Source organism: Streptomyces sp. SCL15-4 (assembly GCF_033366695.1).
Lineage (GTDB): Bacteria > Actinomycetota > Actinomycetes > Streptomycetales > Streptomycetaceae > Streptomyces.
In genome coordinates, this window is sequence record NZ_JAOBTQ010000001.1 from 7,779,784 (window position 1) to 7,793,667 (window position 13,884).

The 13,884-nt window shown below is 76.3% G+C and carries 2 protein-coding genes; one reads left to right on the forward strand and one right to left on the reverse strand.

Translation table 11 applies throughout. From position 1 onward, the window contains the following. The first annotated feature begins 61 nt into the window (after positions 1-61). Entirely contained in the window at positions 62-10,582 is a 10,521-nt protein-coding gene (locus SCK26_RS35230; RefSeq protein ID WP_318205435.1) for an SDR family NAD(P)-dependent oxidoreductase, read from the forward strand. Between the two features lie 89 nt (positions 10,583-10,671). On the opposite strand, the gene SCK26_RS35235 is transcribed toward SCK26_RS35230, so the two are convergent. Continuing rightward, entirely contained in the window at positions 10,672-13,482 is a 2,811-nt protein-coding gene (locus SCK26_RS35235; protein WP_318205436.1) for an AAA family ATPase, read from the reverse strand. Between the last annotated feature and the right edge of the window lie 402 nt (positions 13,483-13,884).

Consider the following 13,884-nt stretch of genomic DNA (forward strand, 5'->3'; position numbering starts at 1 on the left):
ACCCGGCGCACCCGCCACCGCGTCACCAGCGCCGCCGAGCCAGCAGGGAGCGACACCGACCGTGGACACATCCGTCGAGCAGATCGTCGAGGCGCTGCGCGAGTCATTGCTCGAGAACGAGCGGCTGCGCGTGCAGAACGACCGGATCACCGAGGCGGCGCACGAGCCCGTCGCGATCGTCGCCATGAGCTGCCGCTACCCCGGCGGCGTACAGACCCCCGAACAGCTGTGGCAGCTGGTCGACACGGGCACGGACGCCGTCGGCGACTTCCCCGACGACCGCGGCTGGGACGTCGAGGGCATCTACGACCCCGACCCCGACACCCCCGGCCGCACCCATGTCCGCGAAGGCGGATTCCTGTACGACGCGGCCCGGTTCGACCCCGGCTTCTTCGGCATCAGCCCGCGCGAGGCCCTCGCCATGGACCCGCAGCAGCGGCTGCTGCTGGAGACCGCCTGGGAGGCCTTCGAACGCGCCGGGATCGACCCGCACACCCTCAAGGGCAGCCGCACCGGCATCTACGCCGGCGTCATGTACCACGACTACGGCAGCTGGCTCACCGAGGTCCCCGAGGGCGTCGAGGGCTACCTCGGCAACGGCAACCTCGGCAGCGTCGCCTCCGGCCGCGTCTCCTACCTCCTCGGCCTCGAAGGGCCCGCCGTCACCGTCGACACCGCCTGCTCCTCCTCCCTGGTCGCCCTGCACCTCGCCGTGCAGGCCCTGCGCACCGGCGAGTGCACCCTCGCCCTGGCCGGCGGCGTGACCGTCATGTCCACCCCGGACACCTTCATCGACTTCTCCCGCCAGCGCGGCCTCGCCCTCGACGGCCGCTGCAAGTCCTTCGCCGACGGCGCCGACGGCACCGGCTGGGGCGAGGGCGCCGGCCTGCTCCTGCTGGAGCGGCTCTCCGACGCCCGCCGCAACGGCCACCGCGTGCTGGCCGTGGTGCGCGGCTCCGCGGTCAACCAGGACGGCGCCTCCAACGGCCTGACCGCCCCCAACGGCCCCTCCCAGCAGCGCGTCATCCGCGCCGCCCTCGCCAACGCCCGCCTCGAACCGCACCAGGTGCACGCCGTCGAGGCCCACGGCACCGGCACCCCGCTCGGCGACCCCATCGAGGCGCAGGCGCTGCTGGCCACCTACGGCCAGGACCGGGCCGAGCCGCTGTGGCTGGGCTCGGTCAAGTCCAACATCGGGCACACGCAGGCCGCCGCCGGAGTCGCCGGCGTCATCAAGATGGTGATGGCCATGCGGCACGGCCGGCTCCCCAGGACCCTGCACGCCGACCGCCCCACCACCCAGGTGGACTGGGAGGCGGGCGCCGTCGAACTGCTCCGCGAGGCCCGCGACTGGCCCGCCGACGGCGAGCCGCGCCGCGCCGCCGTCTCCTCCTTCGGCATCAGCGGCACCAACGCCCACGTCATCGTGGAGGCCGCCCCCGAGACCGAGCCCCGCGCCGCGGACCCCGCCTGGACCGGCCCGCTCCCGCTGGTGCTGTCCGGCAACGGCGCCCGGGGACTGGCCGCCCAGGCCCGCCGCCTCCTCGACCACCTCGCCACCACCGCCGACCCCGTCCCCGACATCGCCCACACCCTTGCCACCGCACGCGCCGCGCTGGACGAACGGGCCGTCGTCACCGCGGCCCGCCCGGCCGCCCTGACCGCCGCCCTGACCGCCCTCGCCGAGGGCGAGGACACCGCGCCGGACGTGGTGCGCGGCCGGCCGGCCGGGGAGTCCCGCATCGCCTTCGTCTTCCCCGGCCAGGGCTCCCAGTGGGCCGGCATGGCCGCCGACCTCCTCGAGACCTCACCGGTGTTCGCCGCGCGCATGGCCGACTGCGCCGCCGCCCTCGCCCCCGTCACCGACTGGGACCTCCTCGAGACCGTACGGGCCCGGCAGCCGCTGGACCGCGTGGACGTCGTCCAGCCCGTGCTGTGGGCCATCATGGTGTCCCTCGCCGAGGTGTGGCGCGCCCACGGCATCCGGCCCGCCGCCGTCGTCGGCCACTCCCAGGGCGAGATCGCCGCCGCCTGCGTGGCCGGCGCGCTCTCCCTCGCCGACGGCGCCCGCGTGGTCGCCCTGCGCAGCCAGGCCATCGCCCGGGAACTGTCCGGCCGCGGCGGCATGATGTCCGTGGCCCTGCCCGAGGACCGGGTCCGCGACCTCCTCGCCGCCTACGACGGCCGGGTCTCGGTGGCCGCCGTCAACGGCGCCTCCTCCGTGGTGCTGTCCGGCGACGCCGACGCCCTCGACGCCCTCCGCGCGACCATCGTGGCCGGCGGCGACCGCGCCAAACGGCTCCCCGTGGACTACGCCTCGCACAGCGCGCACGTCGAGTCGATCCGGGAGCGGCTGCTCGCCGACCTGGCGGACATCCGGCCCCGGCCCGCCGAGGTGCCGTTCTACTCCACCGTCACCGGCGCCCGCCTCGACACCACCGGCCTGGACGCCGGCTACTGGTACACCAACCTCCGGCAGACCGTGCTGTTCGCACCGGCCACCCGGACCCTGCTCGACGCCGGGTACGGCGTGTTCGTCGAGTGCAGTCCGCACCCGGTGCTGCTGCACAGCGTCGAGGAGACCGCCGACACCGCCGGCGCCACCGTCACCGGCCTCGGCTCCCTGCGCCGCGACGACGGTGGCACCGAGCGCCTGCTGACCGCCCTCGGCGAGGCCTTCGTCGCCGGCCTCCCGGTGGACTGGGCACCGGTCTTCGACGGCCTGCCGGTCCGCACCGCCGACCTGCCCACCTACGCCTTCCAGCGCGAGCGGTACTGGCTGGGCCGGTCCGCCGGCGGCGGCGACGTCACCGCCGCCGGCCTCCAGACCACCGGCCACCCCCTGCTGGGCGCCGCCGTCCCGGTCGCCGAGGGCGGCACCGTCCTCACCGGCCGGCTCGCCACCGCCACCACACCCTGGCTGGCCGACCACGCCGTGTCCGGCACCCCCCTGCTGCCCGGCACCGCCCTGGTCGAACTGGCCCTCGGCGCCGGCCACCGGCTCGGCTGCGGACACCTGGCCGAACTCACCCTCCAGGCACCGCTGGTCCTGCCCGAGCGCGGCGCCGTCCAGCTCCAGCTGCACGTGGCCGCCGCCGACGACACCGGGCACCGCGCGCTGACCGTCCACTCCCGCCCCGAGGGCGCCGACGACACCGCCTGGACGCGGCACGCCACCGGCCTGCTCGCCCCCCGGGCCGCCACTCCCGCCTTCGACCTCGCGGCCTGGCCGCCGCCGGGCGCGGAGCCCGTACCGGCCGAGGACGCCTACGACCGCCTGGCGGCCCTCGGCTACGACTACGGGCCCGCCTTCCAGGGGCTGCGCGCGCTCTGGCGGCGCGGCGACGAGACCTTCGCCGAGGTCGAACTCCCCGGCGAAGCCGATGGGTTCGCCCTGCACCCGGCCCTGTTCGACGCCGCGCTGCACGCCGACGGCCTCACCTCCGGCGGTGAGGACACCGCCCGGCTGCCCTTCTCCTGGACCGGCGTCTCGCTGTACGCGGCCGGTGCCACCGCCCTGCGGGTCCGGCTGCACGGCACCAAGGACGCGCTCGCCCTCCAGCTCGCCGACCCCACCGGCGCCCCGGTCGCCGAGGTCGAGTCCCTGGTCTCCCGGCCCGTCGACCCGGCCGCGCTCACCGCCGCCGCCCGCACCGACGCCCTGTACCGGCTGGACTGGCCGGCCCTGCCCGTACCCGAGGCTCCCGCGCCGGAGTACACCGTCCTGGACGCCCGGGACCCGGCCCTGCCGGAGACCGTTCCCGCGTGGGCGGTGCTGCCCGCCGGCGGCGACGGCCCGGGCGCCGGCACGCACCGGGCGGCCGAGCGCGTGCTGACCGCCGTACAGGACTGGCTGGCCGACGAACGCACCGCCGCCGCCCGGCTGCTGGTCCTGACCCGGGGCGCAGTGGCGGCCGGAGAGGAGGACGTCACCGACCTGGCGGGCGCCGCGGTGTGGGGCCTGGTCCGCGCGGCCCAGGGGGAGCACCCCGGGCGGTTCGTGCTCGTCGACGCCGACGAGGGCGGCTCGGAGAGCGCCGTCGCCGCCGCCGTGGCCGCCGCCGCGGCAAGCGGTGAACCCCAGCTCGCGCTGCGTGACGGCACCGTGCGCGTGCCCCGGCTCGCCCGTGCCATCCCGCGAGGACAGACGCCGGCCCTCGACCCGGACGGCACCGTGCTCATCACCGGCGGTACCGGCGTGCTCGGCGCCCTGGTCGCCCGGCACCTGGTCGCCGAGCACGGCGTCCGCCGACTGGTGCTGGCCGGCCGCAGCGGCACCGCTGCCGGGGACGTCGCCGGCCTGGACGCGGAGGTCGTCGTGGCCCGCTGCGACGCCGCCGACCGCGACCAACTGGCCCACCTCCTCGGCGAGATACCGCAGGACCGCCCGCTGACCGCCGTCTTCCACCTCGCCGGCGTCCTGGACGACGGCCTGGTGACCGACCAGACGGGCGAGCGGCTGGAAGCGGTCATGCGGCCCAAGGCCGACGCCGCCTGGCACCTGCACGAGCTGACCCGCGACCTCGGCCTCGCCGCGTTCGTGCTGTTCTCCTCCGCCGCCGGCACGGTCGACGGCGCGGGCCAGTCCGGCTACGCCGCCGCCAACGCCTTCCTCGACGCGCTGGCCGCCCACCGCACCCACCACGGCCTGCCCGCACACGCGCTGGCCTGGGGCTTCTGGGAGCAGCGCACCGGCCTGACCGCGCACCTCACCGACGCCGACGTGGCCCGCATGGCCCGCGCGGGCGTCCGTCCGCTGTCCACCGAGGAGGGGCTGCGCCTGCTCGACGCCGCCCTGGGTGCCGCCGAGCCGCTGCTGCTCCCGGTCGGCCTGGACCCGGCCGTGCTGCGCCGGGCCGCGGACGTCCCGGCCGTGCTGCGCGGCCTGGTGCCCGCCCGCGCCCGCCGCACCGCGGCCACCCGCGCGGACCTGGTCCCGCTCGCCGGCCGGCTCGCCGCCCTCGGCCCCGCCGAACGCGACGCGGCCCTCCTGGAGCTGGTCCGCACCCAGGTCGCCGCCGTGCTCGGCCACGGCAGCGACATGACGCTCGACCCGCGCCGCTCCTTCCGCGAGTCCGGGTTCGACTCGCTGACGGCGGTGGAACTGCGCAACCGGCTGGGCACCGCGGTCGGCCTGCGCCTGCCCGCCACCCTGGTCTTCGACTATCCGGACGCGGGCGCGCTCGTCGCCCACCTCAGGACGGAACTGTTCGGCGAGGACGACGGGTCCACCGCCGACGTCACCGCGCGGGAGGCGGACGAGCCGGTCGCCATCGTCGCCATGGCCTGCCGCTACCCCGGCGGCGTCGCCACCCCCGAGGAGCTGTGGCGGCTGCTGGCCGACGGCGCCGACGGCATCGGCGCCTTCCCCGCCGACCGCGGCTGGGACCTGGACGGCCTGTACGACCCGGAGCCCGGCAAGGCCGGCCACTCGGTCACCCGGTCCGGCGGATTCCTGTACGACGCCGCCGACTTCGACCCCGACTTCTTCGGCATCGGCCCGCGCGAGGCCCTGGCCATGGACCCGCAGCAGCGCCTGCTGCTGGAGACGTCCTGGGAGGCGCTGGAGCGGGCCGGCATCGACCCGCACTCCGTGCGCGGCAGCCGTACCGGCGTCTTCGCGGGCGTCATGTACCACGACTACGGCAGCCGGCTGCGCCGCGTCCCCGAAGCCGTGCGCGACCACCTCGGCAACGGCAGCCTCGGCAGCGTGGCCTCCGGCCGGGTCGCCTACGCCCTCGGCCTGGAGGGCCCGACGCTCACGGTCGACACGGCGTGCTCGTCGTCCCTGGTGGCGCTGCACCTGGCCGCGCAGGCGCTGCGGCAGGGCGAGTGCACGCTGGCGCTGGCGGGCGGGGTGTCCGTGATGTCGACCGTCGACACGTTCGTGGACTTCAGCAGGCAGCGCAATCTGGCCGCCGACGGCCACGCCAAGTCCTTCGCCGACGCGGCGGACGGCACGGCCCTGTCCGAGGGCGCCGGCATGCTGGTGCTGGAGCGGCTGAGCGACGCCCGCCGCAACGGGCATCCGGTGCTGGCCGTGGTGCGGGGCTCCGCCGTGAACCAGGACGGTGCCTCCAACGGCCTCACCGCGCCGAACGGTCCCTCGCAGCAGCGGGTGATCCGGCAGGCGCTCACCGCCGCCGGGCTCACCCCGGCCGACGTGGACGCCGTCGAGGCGCACGGCACGGGGACGACGCTGGGCGACCCGATCGAGGCGCAGGCGCTGCTGGCCACCTACGGCCAGGACCGCGAGCAGCCGCTCTGGCTGGGCTCCGTCAAGTCGAACATCGGGCACACGCAGGCCGCCGCCGGTGTCGCCGGGATCATCAAGATGGTCATGGCGATGCGCCACGGCGTCCTGCCGCGGACCCTGCACGTGGACAAGCCGTCGTCCCAGGTCGACTGGGACGCGGGGAACGTACGGCTGCTGACCGAGGAACGGCAGTGGCCGGCCGCCGGCCGGCCGCGCCGGGCCGGCGTCTCCTCCTTCGGCATCAGCGGCACCAACGTCCACGCCATCATCGAGGAGGCACCCGCCGAGGAACCCGCATCGGCCCCCGGCCCCGCCTCGGCCCCGCTGCTGCCGCTCGTCGTCTCCGGGGCCACCCCCGAGGCGCTGGCCGCCCAGGCCGCCCGGCTGCGCGCGGTCGCCGGCCGCCCGCTGCCCGACCTGGCCCGCTCCCTGGCGACGGGCCGCGCCGCCCTCACCCACCGGGCCGCCGTCGTCGCCCGCGACGAGGACGAACTCCTCGCCGCGCTCGCCGCGCTCGCCGACGGCACCGCCTCCGACGCCGTGGTCCGCGGCCGGCCCGCGGGCGGCAAGACGGCCGTCCTCTTCACCGGCCAGGGCGCCCAGCGCCCCGGCATGGGCCGGGGCCTGTACGCCGCCCACCCGGCGTTCCGGGACGCGCTCGACGAGGTCTGCCGGGCACTCGACGCCCACCTCGACCGCCCGCTGCGCGAGGTGATGTGGGCCGAGCCCGGCACCGAGGACGCCGGCCTGCTCGACCACACCCTCTACACCCAGAGCGCCCTGTTCGCCGTGGAGACCGCGGTGTACCGGCTGCTGGAGTCCTACGGCGTACGCCCGGACCGGCTGGCCGGCCACTCCATCGGCGAGCTGACGGCCGCGCACGTCGCCGGGGTCTGGGACCTGGCGGACGCCGCCCGGCTGGTCACCGCGCGCGGCCGGCTGATGCAGGCGCTGCCCGCCGGGGGCGCGATGCTCGCCGTCGACGCCACCGAGGACGAGGTGCTGCCCCACCTCGGTCCCGAGGTGTCCGTCGCCGCCGTCAACGGGCCCCGCGCCGTCGTCGTCTCCGGCACCGAGGCCGCCGTGGCCGCGGTCGCCGCCGCCTTCCCCGGCCGCCGCACCAGGCGGCTGCGGGTCAGCCACGCCTTCCACTCCCCGCTGATGGACCCGATGCTCGCCGAGTTCGAGAAGACCGCCCGGGAACTGCGCTACGAGCCGCCCGCGATCCCCCTCGTCTCCAACCTGACCGGAGCGCTCGCCGGCGAGGACGAGGTGTGCGACCCCGAATACTGGGTGCGGCACGTCCGCGAGACGGTCCGCTTCGGCGACGGCGTCCGCGCGCTGGAGGCCGACGGGGTGCGCACCTTCCTCGAACTCGGTCCGGACGCCGTCCTGACGGCCCTGGGCGCGCACGCCGTCGCCGATGCCGAACGGTCGGCGTTCGTCCCGGCGCTGCGCCGCGACCGGGACGAGGAGCGGACCTTCGCGGCCCTGCTCGGCACCGCCCACGTGCGCGGGGTGCCCGTCGACTGGCGGCGGGTGTTCGCCGGCACCGGCGCCCGCCGCACCGACCTGCCCACCTACGCCTTCCAGCGGCGGCGGCTGTGGCTGGACGACGAGCCCGGCACGATCGCCGACGCGGGCGGCCTCGGCCAGGCCCCGGCCGGGCACCCGATGCTCGGCGCGGCCCTGGACCTCGCCGACGACGACCGGACGACGCTCACCGGCCGCCTCTCCCTGGCCACCCACCCCTGGCTCGGCGACCACGCCGTGGCCGGTGTCGTCCTCGTCCCGGGCAGCGCCTTCGTCGAACTGGCCGTCCAGGCCGGCGACCGCACCGGCTGCCCGCACCTCGCGGAACTCACCCTGGAACGCCCGCTGGTCCTGCCCGGGCACGGCGCCGTCCACCTCCAGGTGACCGCCGCCGCCCCCGACGCCGACGGACACCGGCGGCTCACCGTGCACGCCCGCCCCGAGGGCACCGACGGCGAGTGGACCCGGCACGCCACCGGCGTCCTCGCCCCGCACACCGCACCGCAACCCCTCGCCGTGACCGACTGGCCGCCCGCCGGCGCCGTACCCGTGGACGTCACCGGCACCTACGACCACCTGGCCGCGCAGGGCTACGCCTACGGCCCGCTGTTCCGCTGCCTGCGCGGCGCGTGGCGGCTCGGCGCGGAGGTCTGGGCCGAACTCGTCCTGCCCGAGCCCGCCGCGGCCGACGGCTTCGCGCTGCACCCGGCGCTGCTCGACTCCACGCTGCACGCCATCGACCTGCTCGACGGCCAGGACCCGACCGTCCTCACCCTGCCCTTCTCCTGGGAGGGCGTCACCCTGCACGCGACCGGTGCCACGGCGGTGCGGCTGCGGCTGACCCCGCACGGCACCGACCACATGACCCTGCGCCTGTACGACGGCACGGGCGCCCCCGTGGCCGAGGTGGCCGCGCTGCGCATCCGCCAGGTGACCGCCGACCAGCTGAACGCGGCCGCGCCGGAGCCCGGTGAGCTGTTCGGCGTGCGGTGGACCGAACTGCCGGTCCCCGAGGGCGGCCCGGCACCCGCGCCCCGCATCCTCACCACGGACCCCGCTCCCGGCACCGAACCGCCCGCGGCGGCCCGCGCGACCGCCGTACGCACCCTCGCCGCGCTACGACAGCACCTCGCCGGCGCACCGGACGGCGCGCCGCTGGTGGTGCCGACCCGGTCCGCCGTAGCCGTCCACGCCGGCGACGTACCCGACCCGGCGCAGGCCGTGATCTGGGGCCTGGTGCGGTCGGCCGCGGTCGAGCACCCGGGCCGCTTCGTCCTCGTCGACACCGACGGCGACCCCGCCTCGGCCGCCGTCCTCGCGGCCGCCGTGGCCACCGGCGCCCCCGAACTCGCCCTGCGCGCCGACACGGTGTACGTCCCGGAGCTGACCCGCGTCACCGGTCCGGAGCCGGAGCGCACCGCCCCGGAAACCGTCCTGGACCCGGAGGGGACCGTTCTGGTCACCGGCGGTACCGGGAGCCTCGGGCGGCTGCTGGCCCGGCATCTGGTGACCCGGCACGGGGTGCGGCACCTGCTGCTGGCCGGCCGTGGCGGGCGGCTGCCCGAGCCCGGCGCCCTGGACGACCTGGCGGCCCTGGGCGCACGCGTGACCGTGGCCGCCTGTGACGTCACCGACCGGACCGCGCTCGCCGGCCTGCTGGCGTCCGTGCCGGACGAGCACCCGCTGACCGCCGTCGTGCACGCCGCGGGCGTCCTGGACGACGGCTTGGTCACCGACCTCACCCCCGAGCGGCTGGAGGCGGTCATGCGGCCCAAGGCCGACGCCGCCTGGCACCTGCACGAGCTGACCCGCGGCCTCGGCCTCGCCGCGTTCGTGCTGTTCTCCTCCGCCGCCGGCACCCTGGGCGCGGCGGGCCAGGCCAACTACGCGGCCGCGAACGCCTTCCTCGACGCCGTGGCCGCCCGGCGGCGCGCCGAGGGGCTGCCCGCCCTCTCGCTGGGCTGGGGACTGTGGGACACGGGGGAGGGCATGGCGGCCGGGCTCGGCGAGACGGAGCTGCGCCGGCTGGCCCGCGACGGCATCCTGCCGCTGTCCGCCGACCGCGCCCTGGCCCTGTTCGACCGCGCGCTGAGCGCCGCGCCGGCGCCGGCCGCCGACCGGGCCCTGCTGCTGCCGGTGCGCGTGCGGGTCACCGAGGACGCCCCCGCACTGGTACGGAACCTCGCCCCCGCAGCCGTCCGGCGCCCCGCCCGTCCGGCGGCCCCCCTCGCACCCGCGGCCGTCGAGCCGCTGCCGGACCGGCTGGCCCGCCTCGGCGCCGCCGACGCCCTGGACCTGCTGGTGGAAACGGTGTGCGGGCACGTCGCCGACGTCCTCGGCCACACCTCCGGCAGCGCCGTCGACCCCCAGCGCTCCCTGGGCGACCTGGGCGTGGACTCGCTGGCCGCGCTGGAGCTGCGCAACCGGCTCGGCGCGGACACCGGTCTGCGGCTGTCCACCACGCTCACCTTCGACTACCCGACCTCCGACGCCCTCGCCCGGCACCTGTTCACGGAGCTGGGCGGCGACCGCGCCGCCGAGCCGGCCGTCGACGTCGAGGCCGAAGTGGTGCGCCTGGAGGAGGTGCTGGGGACCGCGCTGGACTCGCCGGCGCTGGACGAGGAGCAGCGCGCCCGGGTGGCGGCCCGGCTGCGCACGCTCACCGCCCGCTGGGACGGCACCGGCGAGTGGCGGGAGAGCGGCACCGCGCCGACCGGCGGGACGGGGCTGGAGACGGCCACGGCCGACGAGCTGTTCGGCATCCTGGACGACGAACTCGGCAGCTTCGGCTGACCGTGCGGCGCACGGCACGCGGCCCCGCCGGAGACCTCCCGGTGGGGCCGTGTGCCGCGCTTCTCCTCGGGCCGGGCGCCGCGGGCCGCTCAGCCCGCCGAGGTGTGGGTGCCGGCCCAGCGGTCCGACAGCTTGGGGATGCGGTGCTCCAGCATCTTCGACGGCAGCTCCGCCCGGCTGGCCACCTGGAGCTTGCGGTAGACCCGGGTGAGGTGCTGCTCCACCGTGCTGATGGTGACGTGCAGCCGGGCGCTGATCTCCCGGTTGGTGTAGCCGAGCGCGGCCAGCCCGGCGACCCGGCACTCGGCGTCGCTGAGGATGGCCGGGCCGTCCTCGGACTCGGCGGCCTCGGGCCGTACGGGGTCCTCCAGCAGGTGCGCGTCGACCGGCGACTCGATCCGGCAGGCCTCGGCCTCCCGGGCGGCCCGCCGGGCCACCAGCCGGGCCCGGGCGTACTCGCCGAGTTCGTAGTGCGCGGCGGACAGGTCGGCGTACGCCTGCGCCAGCGCGTAGCGGTCGCCGGACGTCTTGAGCAGGTCGATCGTCTCGCGCAGCAGCGAGGCCCGGCGGTGCGGCTTGCTGGTCGCGGCCAGCAGCCGCAGGGCCGTGGCCCGGGCCCGGGAGCTGTACCCGCCCGGCAGCCGCAACTGCTCCTCGGCCCACTCGCGGGCCGTACGGGCCTTGCCGATCCGCAGATTGGCCAGGGCCAGGTCGGACCGCCAGGGGATGCCCTTCTGCAGGCTGGGATTGCCCTCGCGGAGCAGCCGGCCGCAGGTCTCGAAGTCGCCCAGGGCCGCGAACGGCCGGTCGGTGGCGAGGTAGTGGTGGCCGCGGGCCCGCAGGTACTGGATGCCGAACACGGTGCGGAACATGGGTTCCGGTACATCGTGCTTGAGCAGTTCCTCGGCCTCGGCGTGGGAGCCGGTGGCGGTGTGCGCCGAGATGGCCGTCGACAGCGGCAGGCCGATCAGCACCCCCCAGCTCTGCGCGCCCAGGATGCCGAGCGCGTCGAGCGCGCCGCGCGACGCGGCGGTCACGTCCCCTTGGAGCAGGGCTATCTCGGCCCGGATGGAGCCGAGCAATGCCTGCCAGGTCGTCGCCCCGCGCTCCGCGGCGCACTCCAGCAGCCCGTCACAGGCCTCGGCGGCGATCGCGGGCCGGTCCGCGTGGGCGATCGCCAGCAGCGACATCGCCACCAGTTCGAGGTTGAGGTGGTCCAGCTGGTGTCCCTGCAGGGCCTGCGCGACGGCCGCCGCGGACTCGTCGGTGGCCTCGCCGCCGACGAGCGCCGCCACCCGCGCGGCCAGTCCGCCGCCGTCGGCGCGCACCGGGCGGGGACGCGGGACGGGGCCGGCGGCCGGTGCGGCCTTGCCGGGCAGCGCCACGCCGTAGAACCACTGCCGCACGAACTCCACCTCCGCGACGATCTGCGCGTCGGCGGACGACTGGGCGTGCACGAGCGTGGCCACGGCCTTGGCCGCCAGCTCGGTGTCGCCCCGCCACAGCAGATACCGCAGGACGGTGGCGGTGTCCCGCATGCTCAGCCCGCCGTCCAGCGCGACGTCGCGCAGCGGCTCCAGATGGGGGCCGGCCGCCGCCGGGTTGGTACGCCACTGGGCGCGGGCCAGGGCCACGGACAGCGCGTGGCGTTCGCCTTCGTCGGCGCAGACGCGCAGGACCATGCCGAGGTAGTCGGTGCAGCGCTCCACGTCGTCGGCGGCCAGCGCCTGTTCCGCGGCGGCGCGCAGCACGCCCGCGCCCCAGCGCGCCGGGACCAGGCCGGCGGCGTGCAGATGCCGTGCCACCTCGACGGCGGGAGCGCCGGAACGATACAGCAGGTGAGCGATCCGGCCGTGCAGCTCGGTGCGGGCGGTGGGATCCATGTCCTCCAGGACGGCCGCGGCGGCGGTGGGGTGCCGGAAGGCGTGACCGTCCAGCAGCCCGGAGGAGTTGAGGACGGCGACGGCCTCCTGGGCGCCGGCGGGCGTGGTGCCGGCCGGCTCCGCGACGGAGACGGTCTGCGCGAGGGTGCCGAGCGCCGCCAGGACCCGGGCGACGCGGACCTGGGCGGCCCCGCCGCGGTGCAGCAGGGACAGCACGGCCTGGCGGTAGGCGGCGCCGGCCACGGGCGGGCCGATCTCGGGGCCGAGGCCGGCGCTGTCGTCCAGCAGGGCGTGGATGAGCAAGGGGCTGCCGGCGGTGGCCCGGTGGTAGGCGCCGCACACGAGGTCCGGCAGGGCCCGGCCGGCCTGGGCGGCGAGCAGTTCGCCGACGCTCGCCTCCGACAGCGGCGCCAGCCGCACCCGTTGATGCGGCTGGCGCAGCAGCTCGGTGTGCGCGTCCGAGCGGGCCGCGCCGAAGTGCCCGGAGGTCGCGCACACCACGAGCACCCGCCGGGAGCGGCTGCGGCGCAGCAGATGGAGGAGAGTCGTCAGCGACTCGGCATCCATGGCGTGGGCGTCGTCCACGGCGATGACCAGGGGACGTTCGCCGGGGACGAGGCTCAGCAGGGCCTCGGTCCCCTCGGCCGCCCGGAGCACGGAGGGCGCGGACGGAGTGCGGGATCCGGGTTCCCGGGGACGGCCGTCCGCCGCCGGCGGGCGCGCGGCCGGGAGGGCGTGGTGTGCTAACGCGTTCTCCGCCTCGGCGTTGCCGAGTAATTGCCCGACCAGGCTCATCGGCTGACGTCGTTCCGCCGCGCAGGCCGTACCGGCCAGTATCCGCGCGTCGGCACTGTTCAGCGTGGCCAGGAATTCGTGCATCAGCTGGGTCTTGCCGGTTCCCGGACCCCCCGTGATGATCACCAGGCGGCCGTTTCCCCGCGTACAGTCGGTGAATGCCTCGGCCAGGTACAGCAGTTCTCTCGAACGGCCGAAGATGTGCATCGTGCCTCTCCCCATGGATTCTTTATGCCGAACCGGATCGTGCTCCGCTTTCCGCGTGATGGGTGATGGCGGGGTGTCACGCGACGGTGCGTGGAGAGTTCACAAGGGCGGCGACGGCGCCGCAAAGGCGGCGCGCCGAACCCGCCCGGTCCCTGGCGGACGACTGCTGGCCGGCGGCACGAGCGCGTGGCCGCCGGTGTGGTCCCTGCCTGCATCGCGAGAGGCGTTGCATCCTCTGGTCTCCCGTAGGTGCCGCGTACTGTCGACACCCCGAATCGGTTCCAGCCAACAATTGGCTGGAACCGATTCGGGGTGTCCACGGCTTTGCTGGTCGAATCCTGAATTAAAGATTACGAACACATAGCAGATCGAAACGCTATCTGTCCAGACCAACGTTGTCAACTGTCGTCATGTATC

What these genes read in the sequence shown, in the direction of transcription:
- SCK26_RS35235 (WP_318205436.1), bottom strand. Translation starts at nt 13,482, where the DNA reads ATGGGGAGAGGCACGATGCACATCTTCGGCCGTTCGAGAGAACTGCTG.